Consider the following 26,058-nt stretch of genomic DNA (forward strand, 5'->3'; position numbering starts at 1 on the left):
AATGATCTCTTTCTCATCAGCCCCCGGGTCATCCCCGAAAGCGAGTGCAAAGGTACGCACTTTTTCCGAATATGCAAGAACTGGGGGAAACTTTTTTCAAACTTTTTTGGACACCGGAGAGCAACCGGCTGGAATACAGCGGAATGAGGACGAAAAAAAATGAAAGACGGATCAAGGAGAAGGAAAGGCCTGCACATTATATATAATATAAAGCCGAAAGAGAACATGAGGGAAAAAGAAAAAAACAAAAAGAAAAGACCTTTTCACTCCAGTGAGGAGATCGCATCACTGGAGTGAAGAGATGTCTTCACTAAAGTGAGGAGAACGTATCACTCCAGTGAAGAGATAAAAACAACAAGACATTCTACAAAACACAGCCCGCTAAACAAAAAAGGGTGCGTCATGCGCACCCACAAATTATCCGAATTCTTTTCAGCAGTCCTCATCGCCCTCAGCCATCGGATTAGTCACCAGCACCTTATCGATACGGGCGCCATCCATATCCACAACCTCAAACACAAACCCTTTCCATTCAACAGTTTCTCCACTCTGAGGTATATGCTGAAGTTGTTGAAGAATCAATCCGCCCAACGTATGATAGTCGGTATTCTCAAACAAGTCACGGCGGTCGAAATATGAAAGGAAATCATACAACGGACACTGCCCGTCAACCAGCCATCCCTCTTTATTGACACGCTTGATGATGTCAGGCTCCTCACCCGGCCCGTCCATCGATCCGACAAGCCCCTCCAATATGTCGCGCAGCGTTATGATTCCCACACAAGCTCCAAACTCATCACACACCAGCGCGCGGCTGATCTTTTTCTGCTTCATCTGTTCGAGCGTCTTGTATACGTTCATATTCTCATGAAAATAAACAGGCTCATGAGTGAGCGCGTCCATATTGAAATCCGGTTCAGAAAGATGCAGCACCAGATCCTTCAAATTCACCACACCTTTCACATGGTCCAGATCGCCCTCTTCCACTACAGGATAGAACTCATAGAGATGATCGCTCAACACTTCACGCACATCAGCAGCCTTCATGTCTGATTCCAGACAAACAATATCACTTTTGTGAGTCATGATAGACCCCACCTTCAGATCACCCAGCAAGAAAACCCGCTGGACGATATCCTGCTCTACCGGCTGCACCTCACCGTCTTCCGTCCCCTCCTGAATGATCGATTTTATCTCTTCTTCGGTCACCTTGTTGTCCGACTCCTTGATTCCAAGGAAATTAAATATAACCTCCGTACTTTTTGCCAGCAGCCAGACGAAAGGAAGGGCAATCTTCGCCAGAACATTCATCGGGCGTGCAACCAGTTTGGCAGCCTTTTCAGCCACCCCCAAACCAATGCGTTTGGGAACAAGTTCGCCGAAAATGATAGAAAGGTAAGTAACGATCACAACGATAACGATTTGCGCCAGCATGGGGGCATAGGCCGGCGAAACTCCCCACGACTCAACCACTCCCCCCAAATGAGCGGCAATCTTGTTGCCTGAATAAATACCGGTCAGAATGCCGATCAACGTAATGCCAATTTGTACTGTAGAAAGAAAACGGTCGGGATCTTCAGCCAATTTCAATGCTACTCGGGCAGATTTGTTTCCGTTTTTCGCGTCAGTGGACAACCGAGATTTACGGGCTGATATCAATGCCACCTCGGACATGGCAAAAATGCCGTTAAGCACTATCAACCCGATAATAATTATTATTTCATCCATAAAAAAACAAAAATGTATTCTGAAAACAAAAATACGAGATTGTTCATTTCAAAACCGTATGCCACACTGACAATTAAATAGTTTTAACAGAAAGAAATCACGACAAAGAGCTTTCCCCCGCCTGCCCCATTCCGTCAAATTCAGTTTTCATCAGGCGTTTCATTTCCAGTATTTCATCGGTAAGCAGCGCATTCTTGCGATAGCCGATATACAGCGTATTCTCCAGCGGACGGCTCCCGCCCCATAGGCGCACAAGCTCGCCGCGCCCGAAAGCTTCGCGGCAAAGAAACTCGGGCAAGACAGCCAGCCCCCTGTTTTCCGACAGGCAGTTCAGGATAGCCAGTTTATCAGGCAAAATATAATTGGGAGGAAAATCCGGCTCTCTCCCAAAGTTCTGTTTCCAGAAGCGGTTGAACAGCTCTCTGTCGGTCGTGTTATACCATAGCTGGGATTCGAGCCAAAGCATCAGCTTCTTCTTGTGTCCCAGCAGGCTCCGGAATTCAGAAACATCCGTTTTCGCGCCTGTCACAAGCACAAAACGCGTCACTCCCAACACATCATAAGCTATATTGCGCAAGGGAATTTCCTGATTCAATACAGCCAGATCCACAGAGCCGTGAGCAAGAAGCGGAATAAGCTCCTCAGTTGTCCCGACATGAATTATCAGGTTGAAGTTCAGCTCCGGAACATGCTTTTCCAAGCACTGACGGAACAAAGAAGGATACATGCCTACGCTCAACGTGCTTCTCCCCTCGGTTTTCTTTTTCCTGAAATTGCTCTCCACTTCCTCCAGCTTCACCAGCGAATTGCACACCTGCTGATAGAGCATTTTCGCCCGTTCGTTCGGAACCATCCGGCGCGTGTTGCGCTTAAACAACGGATGTCCGATATAAGCCTCCAGCGCATTCAGATGCAGACTTACTCCGGGCTGAGAGATATTCAGTTCTTTGGCCGCATCGCTCATAGTCCCCGTTTCAAAGACGGCCTTGAAAGTTCTGAACCATTCCAAATCTATTCTCATATAACAATTCTTATAGTAATATCAAATTTTTCTTATTTTCATGATTCGCATCCATCGCTTATCTTTGCGCCACAAATGTAATTCTTATTTAGAACAAATAAAAACATTAACAATAAAAAAGCAACAAATCCCTTGAAAACAACTATTAATTCTTTATTGATTCTTGTGCTGTTAACATTAGGCATACCAACAAACGCACAGCACTCACACAGACAAGGACACGGCAAACGGAAAGCCGAATTCTCATTGTCGGGAAAAGTGATGTCTGCGGAAAAAGTTCCGGTAGACTTCGCCACCGTTTACCTGAAAGGCACGAACTTCGGATGCACAACCGACAGCAGGGGGATGTATCACCTCCATGTTCCATCCGGAAAATATACCCTTGTCGTATCCATGCTCGGATATGAAACCTACGAAAGAGGCATTGAAATAGACGGAAAAACAGAAAACAGATTCAACGTGACGCTGAACCCGTCGGCAGAAGAACTCGATGAGGTGGTGGTCGTATCAAACGGAGTAAGCCGGGTCAAGCGTTCGGCGTTCAATGCCGTAGCCATGGATCTGTCTGAAATGAAAAATACGACCAAAAGCCTCAGCGAAGCCTTGCAGAAGCTTCCGGGAATGAAGCTGAGAGAATCGGGCGGAGTCGGCTCTGACATGCAGATCATGCTTGACGGATTCAGCGGGAAGCATGTGAAGGTATTTATCGACGGAGTGCCACAGGAAGGAGCGGGAACAGCGTTCGACCTGAACAACATCCCTGCCAACTTTGCAGAACGCATTGAAGTGTACAAAGGGGTAGTTCCTGTGGGCTTCGGCACAGATGCGCTGGGAGGAGTAATCAACATTGTCACCAACAAAAAACGGCGGGAATGGTTTCTGGACGCGTCGTATTCATACGGTTCATTCAACACACACAAATCATACATACATTTCGGCCAGACCTTCAAGAACGGCCTTACCTATGAAGTCAATGCCTTTCAGAACTTCTCGGACAACAATTACCACATAGACAATTACATTACGGAATTCAGCGAAGACGGGGTTACTGAAAGTACGGACAGAAACAAAATTTACCATGTCAAGCGCTTCAACGACCAGTTCCACAACGAAGCCGTAATCGGGAAAATCGGAATCGTAGACAAAGCTTGGGCCGACCGCCTGATGATCGGATTCAACTACAGCAATTTCTACAAAGAGATACAGACCGGAGTATACCAGTACATCGTTTTCGGACAAAAACACCGGAAAGGACACTCGCTGGTACCTTCGCTCGAATACAGCAAGCGAGATCTTTTCACTAAAGGACTTGACGTTGTGCTGACCGCCAACTACAACCATAACATCACGCATAACATCGACACCGCTTCCTATAAATACAACTGGCTTGGCGAGCGGAAGTATACGGGCACGCCGGGAGAGCAGTCATACCAGAACAACGAGTCAAAAAACACGAACTGGAACGGAACATTCACGGCAAACTACCGCATCGGGTCTGTACACATGTTCACTTTTAACCATGTTCTCAGCACCTTCAAACGCACGACCCGCTCTTACGTAAGCGGCAGTTCGAAGATTTCTGACTTCAGCATCCCCAAAATCACAAGAAAAAACATCTCCGGACTTTCGTACCGCCTGATGCCTTCAGAGAAGTGGAACCTGTCAGCATTTGCAAAGTACTACAACCAATACAACGAAGGCCCCGTCTCACAAAACGAAGACGGCGTAGGAAACTATATCAACCTGACGCGCCATACCAGTTCGCTTGGGTACGGAGCGGCCGGAACCTACTTCATCATCGAAGGATTGCAAGCGAAACTTTCATACGAAAGAGCATACCGCCTGCCCACCACCGACGAACTGTTCGGCGATGAAGACCTGGAAGCCGGACGCGCAAGCCTGCGTCCAGAACAGAGCCATAACTTCAATCTCAACCTCAGTTACGAGAAACATTTCGGCAAGCACGGCATCTACCTGGAAGGAAGCCTCATCTACCGCGACACCAAAGACTACATCAAGCGCGGACTGGATGCCATCGGAGGAATGAGTTACGGAATTTATGAGAACCACGGAAAAGTAAAGACCAAAGGATTCAACATCTCGGCACGCTACAACTATGCACATTGGTTCAGCATCGGAGGGACATTCAACAACATCAACGCCCGAGATGACGAACGATACCGCGCAGGAAACACGCTGCAGGAAAGCGTAAGCTACGGCCAGCGCATTCCGAACCAGCCTTATACGTTTGCAAACTTTGACGCCAATTTCACATGGCGCGACCTCTTAGGCAAAGGGAATGCACTGACTCTCAGCTACGACAGCTACTACCAGCATGAGTTTCCGCTGTACTGGGAAGAACTGGGCGACCCGACTACCAAAAGCCGCGTCCCCGACCAATTTTCTCACAACCTCATCCTCGGATATTCACTGAAGAACGGACGCTACAACTTTTCGCTGGAATGCCGAAACCTTACGGATGAGAAACTGTACGACAACTTCAGCCTGCAGAAAGCCGGACGCGCCTTCTACGGAAAGTTACGCGTGTATTTCGGAAACTAAATAAAATTATTCACTAAAAAAAGAAGCAATATGAACAAGAAACACTTTACGGGAATCATGGCCGCAACTCTGCTTGCCGGCAACCTTTTCACTGCATGCAGCGACGACACCAACACACCAGACACCGGCGATGAAAAAGGAGAAGCTGTCCGCCGCTATGTCATTGCCGCACAAGCCGGCGATGCCAGTTACCTGATTGCAGCAGAATCTTTGGACGAAGGAGAAGTGTCAGGAAAAGGCAACGGACTTGAAACCGAATCCGGTTCAAACTGGATATTCTACCGCGAACGCTACCTCTTCAACTTCCAATACAACGACGGAAATGCTGGAACTGGATTTTCATACCAGCTCAGCCCGCAAGGAAACGTCACGGAAGCACGTCAGTACACTTATAACCGCACCACAACTTACGGCACATGGGGAAACAACGTCATTACAGCCTCAACCAACGCTGGAACAAAAGAACAGGATGAAAAAGGAAACTATGCTTATTATCTGCAGTTCAACTATTTGAACACAGACGACGGTTCATCAACCACCGGTGACCATATTGCCGAAAACTTTTTGGGCAACGGCGAACGCGTCAGCTTTGCAGGCTTTGTAGAAGCCAACGGCCGCCTCTATACATCCGTAGTGCCGATGGGCATGAGCCACTACGGTGTCAACACTTACCCGCAGCTTATCTCAGACACGAAATACATTACGAACCACAGCGGCGGACAAGGCTCCGGCCAATATACAGCAGGAATGATTCCAACCACCCAATATCCGGACAGCGCATTCGTGGCAATCTACAGCGGAGATGACTTCAACGAAACGCCGGTTATCGCCCGCACCAACAAGATAGGCTTTGCCAGCGGACGCATGCGGTCGCAATACTACCAGACAATCTGGGCTGCCGACAATGGCGACCTGTACGTATTTTCTCCCGGATACGGACGTACAACTGTAGCAGAAACAACCGTAACCAACGAATCCGGGACATTCACCCTTCACCGCGTAAAAGGCGAACTTCCCTCAGGAGTGGCACGGATCAAAGCCGGAGAAACGACATTTGACGATTCGTATTATGTGAACCTGGAAACCTTAGGGAACAACAATCCGATGTTCCGCTGCTGGCACATCTCCGAAGACTATTTCCTGCTGCAAATGTACAGCGATGGAGTGAACGGCATGGCTGGAACTTCAGCCAAGCGCAACGAACTGGCCGTGTTTAAAGGTGAAGACAAAAGCCTGACCGTTGTAACCGGACTTCCGGATGCCAGCGTTCTTTCAAGCATAGGCACTCCTTGCAGCGATAACGGATATGCCTACATTCCCATCGTGACAACCGACGGAACCGCACCGACAATCTACCGTATTGACCCGAAAACGGGAAAGGCAACGGCCGGACTGAAGATCACGAACATAGACTCGGTATCCGCTTTAGGAATCCTTTCGAGCGAGGCTGCAAAATAAAGCCGCAAACACAAACAGCACCCGATTAAATGAAAAAGATCTTCAAGAAGATACACCTCTGGCTGTCTGTACCGGCAGGCATACTGATCTCAGTCATATGCCTGTCGGGGGCAGCACTGGTATTCGAGCAAGACATTACACAAGCGCTCAACCCTCATCTTTACCGTACCGAACAACCAGCTAACGGAAAATTCCTGAGCCCTTCAGAACTGGTATCAGGCGTTCAAAAGCAAATGCCCGACCTGCCGCCGGTTGCCTCCCTGCAAATGCCCGGAACTCCGGAAGGAGTATGCATGGCAACTTTCGAAGGAAGCGGAAAGAAAACGTTAAGCGTCAATCCTTATACAGGAGAAATAAACGGATGGACAAAAACCTACCCGTTTTTTCAGACAATGAAAAAGCTGCACCGCTGGCTGATGAACCCGCCCGCAAGGAAGGGAGAACAGTCGGCTGGAAAAATGATTGTCGGCATATCAACCCTATTGATGGTAATCATTCTGGTCAGCGGACTCGTCATCTGGACACCCCGCACGGTGAAAGCATTAAAGAACCGGCTGAGAGTGTCCTGCACCAAAGGCTGGAGGCGTTTCTGGTATGACAGCCACGTATCTTTAGGATTTTATTCCACGTTATTTCTTCTCGTTATGGCCTTGACCGGACTGACCTGGTCGTTCGGCTGGTACCGAAATGCCGCCTATTCCTTATTCGGAGGAAATACGCAATCCGCTCCCTCGCAGCCTGCAAGCAAAAAAGGAAAAGCCAACAAGGAAAAAGATGAAAAGGCAGGCAACAGGGAAATCAATCTGGAAACATGGAATCAAGTATACAGCCAGCTCCAGGCAATCTACCCGGAATACAAGTCCATAACGTTGTCCGCTAAAGAAGCTCTGGTAGCTCCCGACCCTGCCGCATCCATGCGAAAGAACGACCGAATATCATTCGACAAAGAAAACGGAGAAATAACAAAAATAACTCCCTACAGCCAGATACCCCGTTCACAAACATTGAAAGGATGGTTCTATGCGTTCCATACAGGAAGCTGGGGAGGAACCATAACCAAGATTTTATACTTCGTGGCGGCACTGACAGGCGGAATACTGCCTCTAAGCGGCTATTATTTATGGCTGAAACGGAAAAGATACATCTGATCCAACAGCATAAACACCCATCAAAAGAACAGAAGCAAAGACCTTATTCCAAAGGACAGAAAGAACAACCGTCTTGCGCTTCTGTTCTTTTTTCATCGCCTTATTCGTAGCCATATAACGAAAAATCAAGAGCAAGCCTTATTCTGTAGCCAGATTTTCATATCTTTGCAGACCAACAACACTTATGTAAAACCATGAAGCGTATACGAATCACTCCACCTGCCGGAATCAATGCAGCGGTCCAGCTGCCTTCGTCCAAAAGCATCTGCAACCGGGTGCTCATCTTGAATGCACTGGCAAAAGGGAACAACGACATACAGAATCTTTCGGACTGCGATGACACACAGGTTATGACGGATGCCTTGCGAAACATGCCAGACATCATCGACATCAAGGCCGCAGGCACAGCCATGCGTTTTCTCACCGCTTATCTCGCAGTGACCGAAGGCACGCACATCATTACGGGCACAGCCCGCATGCAGCAAAGGCCCATAAAAGTATTGGTCGACGCACTCAACGCTTTAGGAGCAAGCATCCGGTATACAACCCGCGAAGGATACCCGCCATTAAACATCACCGGACAGACATTGACGAAAAACGCGATTTCGCTGCCCGGCGACATCAGCTCCCAATATATATCAGCCTTGCTGATGATCGGCCCTGAACTGAAAGGCGGACTTCAGCTGACATTGACAGGAGATATCATCTCCCGTCCGTACATTAATCTGACGCTGGAACTGATGAAAGAGTTCGGCGCACAGGCAGAATGGATTTCAGACAACCAGTTGGCTGTATCTCCCAAGCCCTATGTGCCCCGGTCCTATTTCATAGAAAGCGACTGGAGTGCCGCTTCCTACTGGTATGAAATAACGGCCTTGTCCGGTCAGGCAAGCGTCAGGCTTCCCGGGCTTTTCAGAAACAGCTTTCAGGGAGATGCGAAGGTTGCCGAACTGTTCACCCGCCTGGGAGTCAGCACAGCCTTTCATGAAGACTCGGTTGTTCTGAAAAAACAAGGAACTCCCCTTCCCCGTTTGGAATATAACTTTGTCGACCAGCCCGACCTGGCCCAGACATTTGTCGTCACCTGCGCCATGATGGACATCCCCTTCTGCTTCTCCGGACTGCAAAGCCTGAAAATCAAGGAAACCGACCGCATGTATGCCTTAATCACTGAAATGCGGAAATTAGGCTTCGTCCTTACAGAAGAATCAGGCGCCGTACTAAGCTGGAACGGACAACGCTGCAATCCCGAGCCCAGTCCGGCCGTTGACACTTACGAAGACCACCGGATGGCCATGGCTTTTGCTCCGGCAGCTATCAGACTGAAGGAGCTGCGAATAAACAATCCGGAGGTCGTGTCCAAATCTTATCCGCATTACTGGGAGGATTTGGGCAAGGCAGGCTTCTTTATTACAGAGGAGTAAACAGCATGTGGATACTGATTCTTATCCTGATCGGAGTAATCCTTCTCGGACTGATTGCCGGATACTTCTACAACCGGAACCTCCGGAAAAAAATCGAAAAAGGAGAGCTTGAAGAAACACCGGAGGTCAAGCCCGTCGACGGAACGTGCTGCGGACAGCATGCTGTATGTGAAAAAGAAAGCCTGCTGGCCGCCGTAAGCAAACAGATAGAGTATTATGACGACGAAGAACTTGACCGGTTCAAGGGACGTTCTTCCGCAAGCTATTCGGAAGAAGAAACCAACGAATTCCGCGAAATCATGTACACCATGAAAGAAGATGAAGTGGCAGGATGGTGCAGAAGCCTGCAGCTTCGGGGCATTGAGTTTCCCGACGGACTGAAAGACGAACTGTTCCTGATCGTAGGAGAAAGACGCTTCCACTGACAGCATAAATACAGACTATGGAACTGATTGAACTTTTACAATATACCTTCTTCCAGCACGCCTTGCTGGGAAGCCTGTTCGCAAGCATCGCATGCGGCATCATCGGCACCTACATCGTGACCCGGCGGCTGGTATTCATCAGCGGAGGGATTACCCACGCTTCGTTTGGAGGCATCGGCATCGGACTTTATGCGGGAATATCCCCGATTCTCTCCGCCGCCGTATTCTCGGTTCTTTCGGCATTTGGAGTAGAATGGCTGAGCAAACGGAGTGACATGCGCGAAGACTCTGCCATCGCCGTGTTCTGGACATTCGGCATGGCGGTGGGAATCATATTCAGTTTCCTCGCTCCGGGATTCACTCCCGACCTGTCTTCTTATCTGTTCGGCAACATCCTCACCATTACCCAAAGCGACATTTGGATGCTTGCCATACTGAGTGGCGTACTGACATTGTTCTTCAGCATCTTTCTCCGTCCGATACTGGCCATTGCCTTCGACCGCGAATTTGCCCGTTCGCAGCGCATGCCTGTTGCCGCTTTCGAGTATATGCTGATGATGTTCATCGCCCTGACCATCGTGGCATGCCTGCGCATGGTAGGCATCGTGCTGGCAATCTCATTGCTGACACTCCCGCAAATGACTGCCAATCTTTTCACTCACAACTTCAAAAGAATAATCTGGCTTTCGATTCTGCTGGGCTATGCCAGCTGCATAGGAGGACTGTTTCTTTCATATAGCCTGCAAGTGCCGTCGGGAGCATCCATCATTTTCGTTTCGATCCTTATTTATACAGGAGCCAAAACCGGGAAAATACTCCTTTGCCGTCAAAGAAAAAAATCCGCCACAGGTATTTAACCGACCCGCCTGCATTTATTCCATTTTTTATTGTACATTTGTAATCAGATTAAACTAAAGCCATATATGGAAATCAGAATCAATTCACTCGACAATATCCACGAAGCCGCCAAACAGTTTATTGCGGCTATGGGTGACAACACTGTTTTTGCCTTCTACGGCAAAATGGGAGCAGGAAAAACAACCTTTATCAAAGCGGTCTGCGAAGAGCTGGGAGTGACCGATGTAATCAACTCGCCCACTTTTGCCATCGTAAACGAATACCGCTCCGACGAAAACGGCGAACTGATCTACCACTTCGACTTCTATCGCATCAAGAAACTGGAGGAAGTGTACGACATGGGGTATGAAGACTATTTTTACAGCGGTGCGCTCTGCTTCATCGAATGGCCGGAGCTGATTGAAGAACTGCTGCCGGGTGACACGGTAAAAGTGCAGATCGATGAGCAGGAAGACGGCACACGTACCGTCCGCTTCAATGCAGAATAATCATCATGCAATTCCATTACGTCATACAGGCATTGTTCGTTCTGGTCGGACTGCTTGCCGTGCTGGCAGCCATCTTCAATTGGGACTGGTTTTTCATGGCTCAAAACTCACAGTTCATCGTGAAGAATGCAGGACGCCGGCAGGCACGCTTTTTTTATGGTGCAATAGGTTGCCTGCTGATAGCTACGGGCGTTTTCTTCTTCTTGTCCATACAAGGGGTTGTATGACTCATGCAACATATTGGCAGAAAACTTCTAGGCTTAAGAGCCTGTCGTTTCTAAGAAACTGTTTTGAATTTATCGTGTGCTGATTTGGGATGAGTTTTTGAGGCATTTCCGTTTGTGTGATGAGGAAGATAGCGGGCTATCTGACGAAGAACAGAAGCGGAAAAGACCAAAAAATAGCCCAAAGCACACACGAAAACGAACACATCAAGCCAAGAAAAACTTTTTGGAGAAATTCAAAACAGTTTCAGAATGTTTTCGGTTCCTCGCTTGCGGTTCTAAAATATTTTTTATAACTTGCCACTGTTTTTCAGTCAGGTCGGTTGGATAGTGTGTCATAACTTTATAGTTTGGTACCTTTAAAGATATAACATTTTTCCAATTGGCCTGCTGATTTCAAATTTTAAGGAGACTGTAACATTATTCTTGAATCAATTCAAAACAGTTTCTTAATCGGAAAATTTAAGCGACAGGCTTTTATATATATGCAAAATTAAAATAATATTCATATGAAGAAATTGTATTTACTTGCATTACTGCTATGCACAAGTGTATTTGCACAGTCCCAACAACTTGCTGTCGGATTTTCCGGCAATGGCTATATAACCCGCCAGCAAGATGGTGCGCAAATTACAGAAAAAGGAATTGCGCATTGGACAAATCCTAACACAATCATTAGCATTTATTTTTATCTGCATCAACCCACGACAGCTGATTTGTCATTATATGCCAAAGGACATTCTGAAATCAAAGTCAGTTATGGAAAGAATAGCTTTAAAGTCAATTTACAATCAGATGACTACACAAAAGTTCCTGTAGGAAGTGTCAATATACAACAAGTTGGATATGTCCGCATCGACTTACAAGGAATCTCCAAGCGTGACGATAATTTCGGAGAAATCAAACAATTAATAGCAGACAATGTTACGGGAAAAAGTAATTACGTAAAAGATTTCTCTGACTATTGGGGGCGCCGTGGCCCTTCCGTTCATTTGGCATATACGCTGCCAGAAGGCGATACCGAATGGTTCTACAATGAAATTACAGTGCCCAAAGAAGGTGAAACAATGCATAGCTACTACATGGCAGCCGGATTCGGGGAAGGCTATTTCGGAATGCAATACAACTCCCCGACAGAACGCCGTATCCTTTTCTCCGTATGGAGTCCCTTTGACACGCAGGATCCCAAAGAAATCCCTGATGAACAAAAGATTAAATTGCTTCGACAAGGCAAAGATGTACATATCGGTGAATTTGGCAACGAAGGGTCAGGAGGACAAAGCTATTTGAAATATCCCTGGAAAGCCGGTCAGACATACAAGTTTCTGATGCAAGTAAGACCGGACGGAAAGGGCAACACAACCTATACGGCCTATTTCTATGCAACAGATGAAAAAAAATGGAGATTAATTGCAAGCTTTTTACGCCCCCAGACCAGCACGTGGTATAAACATCCTCATAGCTTCCTTGAGAATTTTAATCCAGAACAAGGATATTTGTCACGCAAAGTGTTATTCGGAAATCAATGGGCACGCAGCAAAGAAGGCAAATGGACCCGGCTCACTGAAGCAACTTTTACACACGACGCAACGGCAAGTGCCCAAGTCCGCCTCGATTATCAAGGGGGCTATACTAAAGACAATCGGTTTTATCTGAAAATGGGAGGTTTCTTTAATGAATCCGTTCCAATGGGAACAAAGTTTCATTGCAAGCCAACAGGCAAAGAGCCGGAAATTGACTGGGATGCATTGCAGCAACTGTAAACAAATTCTGCTATGATGGCAAGAATTCGGATATAGTGAAATATTGCTGTCCGATAAAAATGCTTTGGGAATACATAAAGAAATTGCTCGGCCATTGTTTTCAGTGGTCGGGCAATAGCACGAAGGAATATTCATTAAATAGCATAAAATCAGTCAATAGAATCATACATAGAACATTGTGAGTTCGTCGGCTTTTTTGTTTCTTTGTTTCGTAAAATACTGCATACCATGAAAAAGACATGCCTAACTTTTGCTATCGCTTTCTTCGCTTTGGCGGCCCAAGCGCAATACTGCAATACAGAAAAAGGAACTGCTCTGCTGTATATCAGTTCAGACCGGCAGGCAAACGAAACCCGTATCGACACGACCCTAATCTCCGCAGTCAGGACACAAGACAGAAAAACACTTGTGGAGCAGACGCTATGCAACCCGAAAACAAGAGGAAAAGATTCGATTTTTGATGACAACAGTACGATAAAGTTCGCTTACGGAACAGACAAGACCACAGAGCGAATCATCATCGATGAAAACTGGGGAGTTGAAACGATGCAGACACTTCAGAAAGAGCTGGCACCTCAGGAGAAAGGCATGCCATTCGATCCTGAGGAACTGGAAAGAACAGCCGGAAACCACAAGGGAGCAATTACAATCCCCTTACGGAAAGACATTACGGAAGGAGAAAAGATTCCTTCGGGAAAATTCACCATAAAGGCAAGTTTCATGAAAGCCGGGCTCGAAGTCAGCAAAGGCAGGTACGAAGGATTTGAGAAGGTAACCGTCCCGGCAGGGGCATTCAACTGTCTGAAAGTATCATACAAGCTCCGGAAAAACATCCTCTACCTTCCCCGGACTGTCTATGTCACCCAATGGTACGCCGAAGGCATCGGTCTGGTAAAGGAAGAAACGGCAGACAAGAAAGGCTACCTGAAACAAAGCAAAACGCTGCTCCGCATCATCTCACCGGAATAATCAGCTGAAAAAAATGCGCCAAAGCATGTTTCCAGTGCTATGGCGCATCCATTTTTTATTGCCTCATTCTTCGCCGAAGTCAAAAGAGAGCTGTCCGTCACCCAGCAGATTGAACGACATGCGATGGTAAGGCGTTGTACCATATGCCTTAATGGCTTCCCGGTGCTTCTTCGTAGGATACCCCTTGTTCTTTTTCCAGCCATAAGCCGGATACTCCGCTGCCAGACGGTTCATGTAATCGTCACGGTACGTCTTTGCCAAAATGGAAGCCGCCGCAATGGAAAGATACTTTCCGTCGCCCTTCACAACCGTTGTATGCGGAATGCCGGGATAAGGAGTAAAACGGTTGCCGTCGACCAACAAGTGCTGGGGACGCATCTTCAACTGGCCGACAGCCCGGTGCATGGCGAGAAATGAGGCATTAAGGATGTTGATTGCATCAATCTCAGCCGGTTCAACCACACCCACAGCCCAAGCCAGCGCTTCCGCCTCGACCACCTTGCGCAACTCATAGCGCTGCTTCTCCGTCAGCTTTTTCGAATCGTTGAGCATTTCGTTCCGGAAGTCCGCAGGCAGAATGACGGCAGCCGCGAATACGGCACCCGCCAGACAGCCGCGTCCGGCCTCATCACAGCCGGCTTCTATCAAATCTTTATGCAAATAAGGCAGCAGCATACTTCATCTGATTTTCGTTAAAGAATAGTTCAGCCCAGACTCGTTTTTCTCAAAATCACGGTTCAGCAAAGTCAAAGTCTGCGCATCTTTGTCACACAGGAAATTATAAACGTCTTCGTCCCGGTCGGCCACCAGCTGCCATACAACGGCATCCTTGTCAGACGGAATGCCACGCTGCGTATAGCGTCTGCCGACATACGTATAAACGGCATCCTTGCCGTTTTCAGCCTCAAGATAGGTGAGCCGGAGCAGAAACGTCCCATCCCCGCTATGCTTGCGGCTGCGTATGTCCAGCTGATATCTGATGCCCGGACAATCGGCGGCAGGAAGCACGCCTTCGTAAGAAGAATCTTCCCATGGACCCAGGCTTGCGTCATTGTCGCTTGCAGACTGCCTGAACAAAAGCTTTCCTCTTTGGCTGACGGTCCAGCAGCCGTCTGCATAACGCACATTCTTTGTATCATCGTCTTCCACATTCCATACGTGTCCGCCGGAAGGGAGCGTGCGGCGGTCCAACATTTCCGGCTTGCCCTGTGCCGGACCGAACAGTTCCGCCTTCGATGAGTCAGGACTGAACACGATGTAGACAGCACGTCTGCTACCGTCCACCGCCTCCGTTCTGATTCCGGACTTGAACAAACGGATCAGTTCTGCCCCGGGAGCGTTTCCCCGCGACGGAACCGCCCTGCTTGCAACCGTATCTTCCACCATCCCTTTATCATCCGCAGAGCGGGAAAAGTATCCGCAACTCCCGAAAAAGGCGCAGGAAACCGCCAGCAAAATTTCTTTTTTCATCCTCAACAACACCGTTTATTCTTTCTTCAAAGACATTTTTTTCACATCTACCACTTGATACACACTCGCATAAGATTCCGCAAATCCTTCGTCCGATTTGCCCATGTCAACCACCTCCAGTTCAGCGTATACCGGAGTTCCGTTCTTAACGCCTTTCGTCAGTTCATCATACTTTCGGGCCAGATCGCCTGTCTTGTCTGTCACCCAATAAGAAACAGAATCTCCGGCCGGAACAAACGAACGGACTTCATGGGAAAATACCAGCGTGCCTTCTGTCTGGAAACTGGGTTTCTTTGCCGGAACCAGTTCGGCCATAGGCACCGTATCCCCGCTCTGTTTCCCTTCGCTTCTGGAGTATCTCAGCACAAGCGTCCCTTTTTTCAGAATCAGACTGTCTTGTGTCAGCTTCTCCACCAACAGCGTGTCAGAAAAAGGAATAGTCAGTCCGTTTCCGATGCTTTTCCCGGAAAGGACAAGGTGACTGCCTTCGCGTTTCCAGGATTCATACTGCAAGGTCGCCATGTTGACCGACGACGCTTTGCCGCCTGCCTGCAACGAAATACCCTGCATGCAGTTTTCCATGCCGGGAACAGGCTCTACCCATTCCCCTTCGATGCTTGCATCAGACGTGCAAGCAACCAATGCCGCTGCCACAACAAGCCCGCTTGCCGCAGCCCATAAGCTTCTGTTTGTTCTCATAACTGGTTTCTATAATAAAATCATTCGGTTTTCGCCATGTCTTTACAGAATGGACATACTTACAAATATACAAAAACCAGTGCAATTACGGACGAATTTAGAAAGAATAACATAAAACCGCCAGAAATATGCGCCTTCCGCCAGGCAGCAGCCTGTGTCCCTTTTCAACCGCATAAACTTATCGGAAAATGCGGCAAGGTTATTCCAACGTTTTTTCATAATTTTGCGGCGTAAAAACAGACAGCAATGCAGATATGATACAGATTGACGATGTAATAGTAAGTTTGGATGTATTCCGCGAAAAGTTTTTGTGCAACCTGGAAGCATGCAAGGGAGAATGCTGCATAGAAGGAGATGCAGGCGCCCCTGTGGAAGAAGACGAAGTGAAGAAACTGGAAGAATGCCTTCCGGCAGTATGGGAGCTTCTCTCGCCGGAAGCAAAAGCCGTCATCGAAAAACAAGGAGTTGTCTACACCGACGAAGAAGGCGACCTAGTAACCTCTATCGTGAACGGGAAAGACTGCGTATTTACATGCTATGACGAAAAGGGATGCTGCTTCTGTGCCATAGAAAAAGCTTTCAGAGAAGGGAAGTGCGACTTCTACAAACCGGTTTCATGCCACCTCTACCCCATCCGGATCGACAACTGCGGCCCGTTCAAAGCCGTCAACTACCACCGATGGGATGTATGCAAGGCAGCCGTGCTCCTCGGAAAAAAAGAAAACCTGCCCATCTACAAGTTTCTGAAAGAGCCGTTGATACGCAAATTCGGCAAAGACTGGTATGCCGAACTGGAACTCGTGGCAGAAGAACTGGACAAACAGCACATGCTCTGATTCGCCCCAACTTTCCGCCCCCCCTTCCGTATAAAGGCAAAGGCGGACTGCCGAAATCTTGACCTTCAGGTTAAAGACATATATCCCCAGCCTAAAGACATGCATCTCTAAACTGGAGATGTATATCTCCAGGCTGGAGATAAAGAATCCGAACCGCACATCCGGAGTTTTATACTCGGAAAACCCTCTTCAGAAAGTGCGGATATTCAGAAGAATACACTATCTTTGCAGCCTGTTCTATTCAAAAAAACGCAAAATACAACCGAAAAAATGGGATTATTCATTCGAAAAAGCATAGAGTCACTGCAAGATGAAGCTGCCGAAACCGGGTCGAAAACGTTGAAAAGAGTGCTCGGACCTGTCAGCCTGGTAGCCTTGGGAGTAGGAGTAATCATCGGAGCCGGACTGTTCTCCATCACCGGAACCGTTGCGGCAAGCTATTCAGGCCCTGCCATCACCCTGTCATTCATCATAGCGGCCATCGGCTGCTGCTTTGCCGGACTGTGCTATGCCGAGTTCGCCTCCATGATTCCCGTGGCCGGAAGTGCCTATACGTATTCGTATGCCACGATGGGCGAACTTATCGCATGGATTATCGGATGGGATCTTGTGCTGGAATATACCGTTGCGGCAACTACAGTAAGCATCAGTTGGAGCCGGTACCTTACGGTGTTCTGCCAGGGCATCGGCATCGAATTCCCTCACGCCCTGACAGCTTGTCCATGGGACGGAGGCATCATCAACATCCCCGCCATGGTCATCGTAGTGCTGATGAGCATCATTCTGATGAGAGGAACGGCGGGGAGCTCGTTCTTTAACGGCCTCATCGTGTTCCTGAAAATAGCCGTCATCCTGATTTTCGTGATATTGGGATGGAAATTCATACAAACCGACAACTATATCCCATACATTCCCGAGAACACAGGAAAGCTGGGAGAGTTCGGCATCTCAGGCATACTCAGAGGTGCAGCCATTGTCTTTTTCGCCTTTCTGGGATTTGACGCGGTGAGCACCGCAGCACAAGAAACCAAAAACCCGAAACGCGACATGCCGATCGGGATTCTGGTATCGCTGCTCATCTGCACCATATTATATACACTTTTCGCCCATGTGATGACCGGCGTGGCGCATTATACGGAGTTTGAAGGCCAGGTGGGAATCGCTCCGGTTGCCGTAGCTATCGAGAAGATGGGCTATCCGGATGCAGCCGGCGTTGTCCAGCCCGTCTATCCGTGGCTGAACAAGGCAATCATACTTGCCATCCTTTTCGGCTACTGTTCGGTAATCATGGTCACCCTGCTCGGCCAAAGCCGGGTATTCCTGAGCATGAGCCGCGACGGACTGCTTCCGCCTTTCTTCTCAAGAATCAACGAAAAATACCGCACGCCCGTCCACAGCAACTGCCTTTTCATGGTGCTGGTCAGCCTGCTCGCCGGGTTTGTTCCGGCAGAAGTGGCCGGAGAAATGACAAGCATCGGCACCTTGCTGGCTTTCACCCTGGTGTGCGCCGCCATTCTGGTGGTACGCAAAACCATGCCCGACATCCACCGGGCTTTCAAGACACCTTTCGTGCCTTTCGTCCCGATTATGGGCATACTCACCTGCCTCTGCATGATGTGCTTCCTGCCCGCCGACACGTGGATCCGACTCGTCTTGTGGATGCTTGTGGGACTGGACGTATACGCATGTTACGGCATCAGGCACAGCAAGCTCGAACATGGGAAAGCTCACCGTCAGGGCGACATCGTGCTGAACGTGCTCGGGCTGGTTCTGTCGGTACTGAGCGTCATCACAGGACTGTGGCACCAGCAAACCGTGGGATGGCAGGAAGACAAGACATTGCTCACCGTTTCATTCGTGTTCGCCTTTGCCCACTGCGCCTTTTATATGTGGCGGATATGGAAGCACTCGCACGCACATGAAAACGCGGACAAAAACGCAAAAACGGAGCCAAATCCTTAAAATAAGTTATAGGAGAAAGACTTGAACAAAAAAAACGACTTTTAAGCTATATCCCATCTTTAAAAAAGCTGTTATTTTACAGCAATTTATGTATTATGGATAAAAATATTTTATACGTTGCCATTCAGGCTGCCCTGAAAGCCGGGGCGGAAATCATGAGGGTTTACACTGATCCGAACGCTGATTTTGAAATAGAAAAGAAGGCAGACAACTCGCCGCTGACCGTCGCCGACCGCAAGTCACACGCAGTGATTGCGAGTATGCTGGCCGACACTCCCTACCCAGTATTGAGCGAGGAAGGGAAAAAAATGCCTCAGGAAGAACGGATGAGGTGGAATGAATTGTGGGTGGTCGACCCGCTGGACGGAACCAAAGAGTTCATCAAGCGAAACGGAGAATTTACCGTGAACATCGCTTATGTCAAAAACGGAAGCCCCGAAGCAGGAGTAATCTATGTACCCGTAAAACGGCAATTGTATTTTGCGGACACGGAATGGGGAGCGTACAAGGCCGAAGATATCCAGGAACTGAAAGAAGGGACAACCATTGACAGCCTGATAGCAGACTGCCGGCGTCTGCCGGAACCGGGAAACAGACACGACAACTTTGTCATCGTGGCATCGCGCTCGCATCTCACGCCGGAAACGCAGGCCTACATCGACGAGATGAGCAAAAAGCACGACAAGGTGGAAACCGTTTCGAGCGGCAGCTCACTAAAGCTGTGCCTGGTAGCCGAAGGAAAGGCTGACGCTTATCCGCGGTTTGCCCCGACAATGGAATGGGACACAGCGGCAGGACACGCCATCGTACGCGCGGCAGGAGGTGAAGTCTACAATGCCGGAAGCGACAAGCCGCTCCAATACAACAAAGAAGACCTGCTGAATCCATGGTTCATCGTGCTGCCCGCAACGGAACGCCGCACAGATTCAGACGAACGATAAACTATCTGATAAAAGAATATGAATTTTGAAATAATATTTGTACTGCTCGGACTGATCGGAATGCTGACAGCACTTATCCTAGACAAGATGCGTCCGGGCATCGTACTGCTGTCGTTGGTTGTCGTATTCATGGCAGCAGGAATTATTACGCCCAAACAGATGGTAGCAGGATTCAGCAACCGCGGAATGATAACCGTAGCCCTTCTGTTTCTCGTAAGCGAGGGCGTAAGGCAGAGCGGCGCGTTGAGCACCATCGTAAAGAAACTCCTTCCCGAAAAGAAAACGACAGTGACTAAGGCCCAGCTCCGCCTTCTTCCCATAGTGAGCGCATTCTCTGCTTTCCTGAACAATACGCCGGTGGTGGTGATATTCGCTCCGATAGTGAAAAACTGGGCGAAGAAAATCGGCCTGTCGTGCACGAAATTCCTGATTCCCCTCTCGTATGCAACCATCCTGGGAGGCTTGTGTACGCTCATCGGCACATCAACGAACCTGGTTGTACACGGAATGATGATCGACAAGGGACTTGGAGGACTGAAGATGTTTGACTTGGCTTTCATCGGCATTCCCATCACGGTTGTGGGACTGCTTTTCATCATTCTGACATCAAAGAAGCTGCTTCCTGCCGAAAGGCCCGACAACTTCGAGGAAGAAGAGGCAGACGCAGCCGTAGAAAAAGGACAGCACATCGTGGAGGTGGTGCTGGCATCCCGCTTTCCGGGACTGAAACGAAAACTGAAGAACTTCGACTTCAAAAGAAAATACGGAGCTGAAATCAAGGAAATACGCCAGGGAGGACAGATCATCACCGAAAATTTGGGAGAAGTAAGGCTGCAGCAAGGCGATACGCTGGTCTTGCTGGCCGATGATGACTTCACCAAGACCTGGGGCGACTCGTCTGTGTTCTTGATGATGACCAACGGCAAGGAAATTCCTACCCGCCCCGTACCGTCCTGGAAGAAATGGACTGCACTGGTCCTGCTTCTCATCATGATCATCGGAGCTACAATCGGCGAGCTTCCGGCCATTCAGGAACGCTTTCCCAACGTAAAGATGGACATGTTTTTCTTTGCAGCCGTCACTGCGGTTGTCATGGCGTGGCTCAAGATGTTCCCTCCGAAGAAATACACCAAATACATCAGCTGGGACATTCTGATTACAATCGCCTGCGCTTTTGCCATCAGTGCGGCGATGGAAGAATCCGGACTTGCCGCTCTGATTGCAAACTTCATCAAAAACGTGGCCGGCTCGCTGGGAGCATGGGGAGCGCTGGCCTTGCTCTATTTTGTCACGCTGGTTATCACGGAACTTATCACCAATAACGCAGCGGCCGCACTTGCTTTCCCGCTGGCTCTGGAAACAGCCCAGAAATTCGGAGTAGACCCGATGCCGTTCTTTATCGCGATCTGCATAGCCGCATCAGCCGGGTTCGCCACTCCAATCGGCTACCAGACCAACCTGATCGTGCAAGGCGCCGGAAACTATAAGTTTACGGATTTCATGAGAATCGGCATTCCTATGGACCTGATTGTCATGATAATATCCGTTTCACTCATCCCTTTAATCTGGCCGTTTGTACCGGCTTAACAAAAAACAAAAAGATTATGGAACATATCTATCCTATATTCGACAAGATGCTGACCCGTTCCGACAAGGAAAACCTGCTCGGACAGCATGGACTGATGATCTGGTTTACCGGACTGAGCGGTTCGGGAAAAAGCACCATCGCCATTGCGCTGGAACGTGAACTTCAAAAACGGCACTTGCTCTGCCGCATCCTTGACGGCGACAACATCCGAAGCGGAATCAACAACAATCTGGGATTCTCGGCCGAAGACCGCACGGAAAACATACGGCGCATAGCGGAAGTTGGAAAGCTGTTCGTTGATACGGGCATCATTACAATCGCCGCATTCATCAGCCCGAACAACGATTTGCGTGAAATGGCGGCCGACATCATCGGAAAAGACGATTTCGTAGAGATTTATATAAGCACACCGATCGAAGAATGCGAACGGCGCGACGTAAAGGGTCTGTATGCCAAGGCACGCAAAGGAGAGATCAAGAATTTCACAGGAGTGTCCGCACCGTTCGAAGCCCCGCTTCACCCGGCTCTCTCGCTTGACACATCGAAACTGTCAATCGAAGAATCTGTCGGCCGGCTCCTGGAACTGATATTACCGAAAGTAACTAAAATATAACTATACAATCATGCAAGAAGAATATAACCTGAGCCACTTGAAAGAACTCGAAGCCGAGTCTATCCACATCATACGTGAAGTGGCCGCCTCTTTTGAAAACCCGGTAATGCTCTACAGCATCGGAAAAGACTCTTCCGTAATGGTGCGTCTGGCCGAAAAAGCATTTGCCCCGGGAAAAGCTCCGTTTCCGCTGATGCATATCGACTCGAAATGGAAATTCAAGGAAATGCTGAAGTTCCGCGACGAATATGCCAGGGAGCATGGATGGAAACTGATTGTGGAAAGCAACATGGAAGCGTTCCGTGCCGGAGTAGGTCCGTTTACCCACGGAAGCAAGGTGCATACAGACCTGATGAAAACACAAGCCTTGCTGCACGCACTCGACAAATACAAGTTTGACGCGGCCTTCGGAGGCGCACGACGCGATGAAGAGAAGTCACGCGCCAAGGAACGCATATTCTCGTTCCGCAACGAGTTTCACCAGTGGGATCCGAAAAACCAGCGTCCGGAGCTGTGGGACTTGTACAACACGCGCATCCGCAAGGGTGAAAGCATCCGCGTGTTCCCGCTGAGCAACTGGACAGAACTGGATGTATGGCAATACATCCGTCTGGAAAATATTCCGATTGTACCGCTGTATTTTGCAAAGGAACGGCCTACCGTAAACATCGACGGGCAACTCATCATGCCCGACGATGACCGTCTGCCGGAAAAGTACCGCGACAAGATTGAAATGAAGAAGATCCGTTTCCGCACCCTCGGGTGCTGGCCGCTGACCGGAGCGATCGAAAGCGAAGCCGATACAATTGAAAAAATCGTGGAAGAGATGATGACAACCACCAAGAGCGAACGCACAACACGTGTCATCGACTTTGACCAGGATGCCAGCATGGAAGAAAAGAAGCGTGAAGGATACTTCTGACAAGCAATGAATAATCAAGGATGAATGACGGGCAGCAGCCTGCCGATACGTTCTTAATTATCAACAGTTAACTATTAATTGAAAAAATGATGGAAGAATTAGATAAGACCAAATCAGGAAACCCGATGGAAGGCGAAACAAGAGGTAAAATGTCTATCGAGGAGTTTCTGAAAAAAGACGAGCAAAAGGACTTGCTCCGCTTTCTGACTGCCGGATCTGTAGACGACGGCAAATCGACCCTTATCGGCCGCCTGCTTTTCGACAGCAAAAAAATTTATGAAGACCAGCTCGACGCTTTGGAACGCGACAGCAAACGCGTGGGAAACGCCGGAGAGCATATCGACTACGCACTGCTGCTCGACGGACTGAAGGCTGAACGCGAACAGGGAATCACCATTGATGTGGCTTACCGCTACTTCTCGACCAACAACCGCAAGTTCATCATTGCCGACACTCCGGGACACGAACAGTATACACGCAACATGATTACCGGAGGGTCTACCGCCAATCTGGCTATCATTCTGGTAGATGCGCGCGCCGGTGTCATCACCCAGACCCGCCGGCACACATACCTGGTTTCTCTGCTGGGAATCAAACATGTGGTGCTGGCTGTCAACAAGATGGACCTGGTGGACTTCTCAAAGGAAGTATTCGACAATATTGTAGCCGACTACAAGGCTTTCATCGCGCCATTGGGAGTGCCCGACGTCACTTGCATTCCTCTGTCGGCGCTTGACGGCGACAATGTGGTAGAGAAATCTGAACGTACACCCTGGTACGAAGGCCCTTCGCTGCTGGAATTCCTCGAAACCGTACACATCGGAAACGACCACAACCTGACAGACTTCCGCTATCCGGTGCAGTATGTACTGCGTCCGAACCTCGACTTCCGCGGATTCTCATCAAAGGTAGCTTCGGGAATCGTACGCAAGGGAGATGAAGTGGTGGCGCTTCCTTCCGGAAAGAAAACCCACGTGAAAGCCATCTACTCGCCCGACGGAGAATGCGACTACGCTTATCCGCCGATGTCTGTCACACTTACTCTGGAGGACGAAATTGACGTGTCGCGAGGCGACATGCTGGTTCATCCGGACAACATGCCGATGGTAGGACGAAACTTTGAGGCCATGCTCGTATGGATGGACGAAGAAAAAATGGACATGGAAAAGTCCTTCTTCCTGAAACAGACAACCAATATGAGCCGCACACGCATAGACTCCATCAAATATAAAGTGGATGTGAATACGATGGACCACCTGAGCGTGGAAAACGGAAAGCTCAAAAAAGAAGACGTGCCTCTGCAACTCAACCAGATCGCACACGTTGTGCTGACTTCATCGAAAGAACTGTTCTTCGACCCGTATACGGAAAACAAGGCCACGGGCGCTTTCATCCTCATCGACCCGATTACGAACAACACGAGCGCTGCCGGCATGATCATCAGCAAGGTAGAAGACAAGGACATGCATACAACCATGGAAGTGCCGGTGCTCGACCTTCCGCGCCTGGGTATCGGTCCGGAACATTACGAAGCGATAGAAACAGCCGTGAAAGATCTGGGACGACAGGGATACACCATCGAAATCAAAAAATAAACAATTAAAAAATCAACAGTTAATAGCGGAGATTCGTTATTCCAGTCTTCGCTGTTAACCATCAACTGAACGACATGGGATTACTAGAATTCAGCAAACTGCCGGTGAATACACTAGTCGGAGCCGACTGGAAAACATTCAACGAAATCACCAAAGGACGCACGATTGACCCAGCATACAAAGGAAAATTCCGACTGACCAAAGCGGTATGCCGCCTGCTTTCCGTCTTGAAGCCATTGCAGGACAAGAAATATGAAAAGCTGCTGGCCGACAAACCGCTCGAACACGACCCGGTGTTTATCCTGGGACACTGGCGGAGCGGAACAACATTCATGCACAACGTGTTTTCGTGCGACAAGCATTTCGGCTACAACACGACTTACCAGACCGTATTCCCGCATCTGATGATGTGGGGGCAGCCGTTCTTTAAAAAGAACATGAGCTGGCTGATGCCGGACAAGCGGCCCACCGACAACATGGAACTGGCTGTAGATCTGCCTCAAGAAGAAGAGTTCGCGCTCTGCAACATGATGCCGTACACGTACTACAACTTCTGGTTCCTTCCCAAACACATGCAGGAATACGCTGACAAATACCTGCTTTTCGACGACATTTCGGATGCCGAACTGAAGGTGTTTGAGGAAGTGTTCACCAAACTCATCAAAATATCTTTGTGGAACACCCGCGGCACCCAGTTCCTAAGCAAGAACCCGCCGCATACCGGACGCGTAAAAGAGCTGGTAAAGATGTTCCCGAATGCAAAGTTCATTTACCTGATGCGCAATCCCTACACCGTGTTCGAGTCAACGCGAAGCTTCTTCACAAACACCATCAAGCCGCTCCAGCTTCAGGAAATCAGCGCGCAGGAGCTGCAAGACAACATCTTGTCGGTCTATGCAAAGCTATACCATAAATACGAAGCCGACAAGAAGTTCATCCCCGAAGGCAATCTGGTGGAAGTCCGCTTTGAGGATTATGAAAAAGACGCCTTCGACCTGACACAGGAAATCTACCGGAAACTCTCGATCCCCGGTTTCGAGGAAGCCCGGGCCGACATCGAAGCCTATGTAAACAAGAAGAAAGGCTACAAGAAAAACAAATACCAGTACAAGCCCGAAACGGTGGAACTGGTTGAAAAGAACTGGTCGTTTGCCCTGGAGCAATGGGACTATAAGCTGTAAATGCAATGAAACGCAGGAACAAAGAGAGCAAAAAAGCTTCTCCATGTTCCTGCGTTTTTTCATCAAGGCCATTCGCTTCCATAAGAAAATCTGATTTATCCTGCAACAATCCCAATTCCACAATGCGGTTTTTATATTCCACAGTGTGGAACACACAAACCATAATGCGGAACATATAAACCA

At 48.7% G+C, this 26,058-nt stretch carries 24 protein-coding genes; 19 read left to right on the forward strand and 5 right to left on the reverse strand.

The genetic code is table 11. The features are described from left to right. Window positions 1-159: 159 nt before the first annotated feature. Window positions 160-297 (forward strand): hypothetical protein, encoded by a 138-nt coding sequence (locus QUW60_RS07935; protein WP_289559699.1) that lies wholly within the window; start codon window positions 160-162, stop codon window positions 295-297. Window positions 298-432: 135 nt separating this feature from the next. Here QUW60_RS07935 and QUW60_RS07940 read toward each other — a convergent pair whose 3' ends face one another. Both QUW60_RS07940 and QUW60_RS07945 read right to left on the reverse strand, forming a co-directional pair. Beyond that, window positions 433-1,728 carry a hemolysin family protein gene (locus QUW60_RS07940; RefSeq protein ID WP_289559701.1) on the reverse strand — a complete coding sequence of 432 codons (1,296 nt, stop codon included), beginning with the start codon at window positions 1,726-1,728 and terminating at the stop codon, window positions 433-435. A 97-nt stretch (window positions 1,729-1,825) separates the two neighbouring features. After that, on the reverse strand, window positions 1,826-2,749 hold the full coding sequence (locus QUW60_RS07945) for a LysR family transcriptional regulator (RefSeq protein ID WP_289559703.1): 924 nt from the start codon (window positions 2,747-2,749) through the stop codon (window positions 1,826-1,828). Window positions 2,750-2,914: 165 nt separating this feature from the next. Between QUW60_RS07945 and QUW60_RS07950 the strand changes: the two genes are divergently transcribed. The 10 genes from QUW60_RS07950 to QUW60_RS07995 all read left to right on the forward strand — a co-directional run bounded on the left by QUW60_RS07950 (window position 2,915) and on the right by QUW60_RS07995 (window position 14,068). Further along, complete coding sequence (locus QUW60_RS07950; protein WP_375338001.1) at window positions 2,915-5,311, forward strand: TonB-dependent receptor; 2,397 nt, start codon at window positions 2,915-2,917, stop codon at window positions 5,309-5,311. Between the two features lie 30 nt (window positions 5,312-5,341). Next, entirely contained in the window at window positions 5,342-6,769 is a 1,428-nt protein-coding gene (locus QUW60_RS07955) for a DUF4374 domain-containing protein (RefSeq protein WP_289559705.1), read from the forward strand. A gap of 29 nt (window positions 6,770-6,798) precedes the next feature. Further along, a complete protein-coding gene (locus QUW60_RS07960; protein ID WP_258339367.1) occupies window positions 6,799-7,917 on the forward strand; it encodes a PepSY-associated TM helix domain-containing protein in 1,119 nt (372 codons plus the stop codon). 194 nt (window positions 7,918-8,111) lie between these two features. After that, window positions 8,112-9,341: a 3-phosphoshikimate 1-carboxyvinyltransferase gene (locus tag QUW60_RS07965; RefSeq protein ID WP_289559707.1), complete on the forward strand. Its 1,230-nt coding sequence runs from the start codon at window positions 8,112-8,114 to the stop codon at window positions 9,339-9,341. A 5-nt stretch (window positions 9,342-9,346) separates the two neighbouring features. Further along, entirely contained in the window at window positions 9,347-9,766 is a 420-nt protein-coding gene (locus QUW60_RS07970; protein ID WP_289559709.1) for a phospholipase, read from the forward strand. 17 nt (window positions 9,767-9,783) lie between these two features. Beyond that, window positions 9,784-10,623, forward strand: a complete 840-nt coding sequence (locus tag QUW60_RS07975; protein ID WP_289559711.1) for a metal ABC transporter permease — start codon at window positions 9,784-9,786, stop codon at window positions 10,621-10,623. A 66-nt stretch (window positions 10,624-10,689) separates the two neighbouring features. Further along, window positions 10,690-11,112 (forward strand): tRNA (adenosine(37)-N6)-threonylcarbamoyltransferase complex ATPase subunit type 1 TsaE, encoded by a 423-nt coding sequence (gene tsaE / locus QUW60_RS07980; protein ID WP_258339363.1) that lies wholly within the window; start codon window positions 10,690-10,692, stop codon window positions 11,110-11,112. 5 nt (window positions 11,113-11,117) lie between these two features. Then, on the forward strand, window positions 11,118-11,339 hold the full coding sequence (locus tag QUW60_RS07985; protein WP_258339362.1) for an immunity 17 family protein: 222 nt from the start codon (window positions 11,118-11,120) through the stop codon (window positions 11,337-11,339). Window positions 11,340-11,845: 506 nt separating this feature from the next. Next, the gene (locus tag QUW60_RS07990) at window positions 11,846-13,099 is read left to right on the forward strand and encodes a DUF3472 domain-containing protein (protein WP_258336620.1); all 1,254 of its coding nucleotides are present in this window, start codon (window positions 11,846-11,848) and stop codon (window positions 13,097-13,099) included. A 228-nt stretch (window positions 13,100-13,327) separates the two neighbouring features. Further along, window positions 13,328-14,068 carry a TapB family protein gene (locus tag QUW60_RS07995; RefSeq protein WP_289559714.1) on the forward strand — a complete coding sequence of 247 codons (741 nt, stop codon included), beginning with the start codon at window positions 13,328-13,330 and terminating at the stop codon, window positions 14,066-14,068. A 63-nt stretch (window positions 14,069-14,131) separates the two neighbouring features. On the opposite strand, the gene rnhB is transcribed toward QUW60_RS07995, so the two are convergent. Genes rnhB through QUW60_RS08010 form a run of 3 tightly spaced genes read right to left on the reverse strand, consistent with a single transcriptional unit; the run spans window position 14,132 to window position 16,237 of the window. Next, the gene (gene rnhB / locus QUW60_RS08000; protein ID WP_258336622.1) at window positions 14,132-14,743 is read right to left on the reverse strand and encodes a ribonuclease HII; all 612 of its coding nucleotides are present in this window, start codon (window positions 14,741-14,743) and stop codon (window positions 14,132-14,134) included. A 3-nt stretch (window positions 14,744-14,746) separates the two neighbouring features. After that, a complete protein-coding gene (locus QUW60_RS08005) occupies window positions 14,747-15,538 on the reverse strand; it encodes a copper resistance protein NlpE N-terminal domain-containing protein (RefSeq protein ID WP_289559717.1) in 792 nt (263 codons plus the stop codon). 15 nt (window positions 15,539-15,553) lie between these two features. Further along, window positions 15,554-16,237 carry a lipocalin-like domain-containing protein gene (locus QUW60_RS08010; protein WP_289559718.1) on the reverse strand — a complete coding sequence of 228 codons (684 nt, stop codon included), beginning with the start codon at window positions 16,235-16,237 and terminating at the stop codon, window positions 15,554-15,556. A 254-nt stretch (window positions 16,238-16,491) separates the two neighbouring features. On the opposite strand from QUW60_RS08010, the gene QUW60_RS08015 reads away from it, so the two are divergent. The 8 genes from QUW60_RS08015 (at window position 16,492) to QUW60_RS08050 (ending at window position 25,875) form a co-directional block, all read left to right on the forward strand. Continuing rightward, window positions 16,492-17,073: a DUF3109 family protein gene (locus tag QUW60_RS08015; RefSeq protein WP_258336625.1), complete on the forward strand. Its 582-nt coding sequence runs from the start codon at window positions 16,492-16,494 to the stop codon at window positions 17,071-17,073. 270 nt (window positions 17,074-17,343) lie between these two features. Beyond that, a complete protein-coding gene (locus QUW60_RS08020; protein ID WP_258336626.1) occupies window positions 17,344-19,035 on the forward strand; it encodes an amino acid permease in 1,692 nt (563 codons plus the stop codon). Window positions 19,036-19,130: 95 nt separating this feature from the next. Further along, complete coding sequence (gene cysQ, locus QUW60_RS08025) at window positions 19,131-19,976, forward strand: 3'(2'),5'-bisphosphate nucleotidase CysQ (RefSeq protein ID WP_258336627.1); 846 nt, start codon at window positions 19,131-19,133, stop codon at window positions 19,974-19,976. 18 nt (window positions 19,977-19,994) lie between these two features. Continuing rightward, window positions 19,995-21,563, forward strand: a complete 1,569-nt coding sequence (locus tag QUW60_RS08030; protein ID WP_289559722.1) for an SLC13 family permease — start codon at window positions 19,995-19,997, stop codon at window positions 21,561-21,563. 17 nt (window positions 21,564-21,580) lie between these two features. Then, window positions 21,581-22,177 carry an adenylyl-sulfate kinase gene (cysC, locus tag QUW60_RS08035; protein WP_289559724.1) on the forward strand — a complete coding sequence of 199 codons (597 nt, stop codon included), beginning with the start codon at window positions 21,581-21,583 and terminating at the stop codon, window positions 22,175-22,177. 10 nt (window positions 22,178-22,187) lie between these two features. Then, complete coding sequence (cysD, locus tag QUW60_RS08040; RefSeq protein ID WP_258336630.1) at window positions 22,188-23,099, forward strand: sulfate adenylyltransferase subunit CysD; 912 nt, start codon at window positions 22,188-22,190, stop codon at window positions 23,097-23,099. Window positions 23,100-23,248: 149 nt separating this feature from the next. Next, a complete protein-coding gene (cysN, locus tag QUW60_RS08045; RefSeq protein ID WP_375337928.1) occupies window positions 23,249-24,694 on the forward strand; it encodes a sulfate adenylyltransferase subunit CysN in 1,446 nt (481 codons plus the stop codon). Between the two features lie 74 nt (window positions 24,695-24,768). Beyond that, on the forward strand, window positions 24,769-25,875 hold the full coding sequence (locus QUW60_RS08050) for a cholesterol-responsive sulfotransferase (RefSeq protein WP_258336632.1): 1,107 nt from the start codon (window positions 24,769-24,771) through the stop codon (window positions 25,873-25,875). The last annotated feature ends 183 nt before the right edge of the window (window positions 25,876-26,058 follow it).

The organism is Bacteroides gallinaceum, assembly GCF_030373775.1.
GTDB lineage: Bacteria > Bacteroidota > Bacteroidia > Bacteroidales > Bacteroidaceae > Phocaeicola > Phocaeicola excrementipullorum.

Excerpts from the sequence above, each read along its gene's own strand:
- QUW60_RS07985 (WP_258339362.1), top strand. The coding sequence starts at position 11,118 with ATGCAATTCCATTACGTCATACAGGCATTGTTCGTTCTGGTCGGACTG.
- QUW60_RS08005 (WP_289559717.1), bottom strand. The coding sequence starts at position 15,538 with ATGAAAAAAGAAATTTTGCTGGCGGTTTCCTGCGCCTTTTTCGGGAGT.
- QUW60_RS07940 (WP_289559701.1), bottom strand. The coding sequence starts at position 1,728 with ATGGATGAAATAATAATTATTATCGGGTTGATAGTGCTTAACGGCATT.
- cysD (WP_258336630.1), top strand. The coding sequence starts at position 22,188 with ATGCAAGAAGAATATAACCTGAGCCACTTGAAAGAACTCGAAGCCGAG.
- QUW60_RS08030 (WP_289559722.1), top strand. The coding sequence starts at position 19,995 with ATGAATTTTGAAATAATATTTGTACTGCTCGGACTGATCGGAATGCTG.
- QUW60_RS07990 (WP_258336620.1), top strand. The coding sequence starts at position 11,846 with ATGAAGAAATTGTATTTACTTGCATTACTGCTATGCACAAGTGTATTT.
- QUW60_RS07945 (WP_289559703.1), bottom strand. The coding sequence starts at position 2,749 with ATGAGAATAGATTTGGAATGGTTCAGAACTTTCAAGGCCGTCTTTGAA.
- QUW60_RS08020 (WP_258336626.1), top strand. The coding sequence starts at position 17,344 with ATGGGATTATTCATTCGAAAAAGCATAGAGTCACTGCAAGATGAAGCT.
- QUW60_RS08050 (WP_258336632.1), top strand. The coding sequence starts at position 24,769 with ATGGGATTACTAGAATTCAGCAAACTGCCGGTGAATACACTAGTCGGA.
- QUW60_RS07995 (WP_289559714.1), top strand. The coding sequence starts at position 13,328 with ATGAAAAAGACATGCCTAACTTTTGCTATCGCTTTCTTCGCTTTGGCG.
- cysN (WP_375337928.1), top strand. The coding sequence starts at position 23,249 with ATGTCTATCGAGGAGTTTCTGAAAAAAGACGAGCAAAAGGACTTGCTC.
- QUW60_RS07970 (WP_289559709.1), top strand. The coding sequence starts at position 9,347 with ATGTGGATACTGATTCTTATCCTGATCGGAGTAATCCTTCTCGGACTG.
- QUW60_RS07965 (WP_289559707.1), top strand. The coding sequence starts at position 8,112 with ATGAAGCGTATACGAATCACTCCACCTGCCGGAATCAATGCAGCGGTC.
- QUW60_RS07935 (WP_289559699.1), top strand. The coding sequence starts at position 160 with ATGAAAGACGGATCAAGGAGAAGGAAAGGCCTGCACATTATATATAAT.
- QUW60_RS07975 (WP_289559711.1), top strand. The coding sequence starts at position 9,784 with ATGGAACTGATTGAACTTTTACAATATACCTTCTTCCAGCACGCCTTG.
- tsaE (WP_258339363.1), top strand. The coding sequence starts at position 10,690 with ATGGAAATCAGAATCAATTCACTCGACAATATCCACGAAGCCGCCAAA.
- cysQ (WP_258336627.1), top strand. The coding sequence starts at position 19,131 with ATGGATAAAAATATTTTATACGTTGCCATTCAGGCTGCCCTGAAAGCC.
- cysC (WP_289559724.1), top strand. The coding sequence starts at position 21,581 with ATGGAACATATCTATCCTATATTCGACAAGATGCTGACCCGTTCCGAC.
- QUW60_RS07960 (WP_258339367.1), top strand. The coding sequence starts at position 6,799 with ATGAAAAAGATCTTCAAGAAGATACACCTCTGGCTGTCTGTACCGGCA.
- QUW60_RS08010 (WP_289559718.1), bottom strand. The coding sequence starts at position 16,237 with ATGAGAACAAACAGAAGCTTATGGGCTGCGGCAAGCGGGCTTGTTGTG.
- rnhB (WP_258336622.1), bottom strand. The coding sequence starts at position 14,743 with ATGCTGCTGCCTTATTTGCATAAAGATTTGATAGAAGCCGGCTGTGAT.
- QUW60_RS08015 (WP_258336625.1), top strand. The coding sequence starts at position 16,492 with ATGATACAGATTGACGATGTAATAGTAAGTTTGGATGTATTCCGCGAA.
- QUW60_RS07955 (WP_289559705.1), top strand. The coding sequence starts at position 5,342 with ATGAACAAGAAACACTTTACGGGAATCATGGCCGCAACTCTGCTTGCC.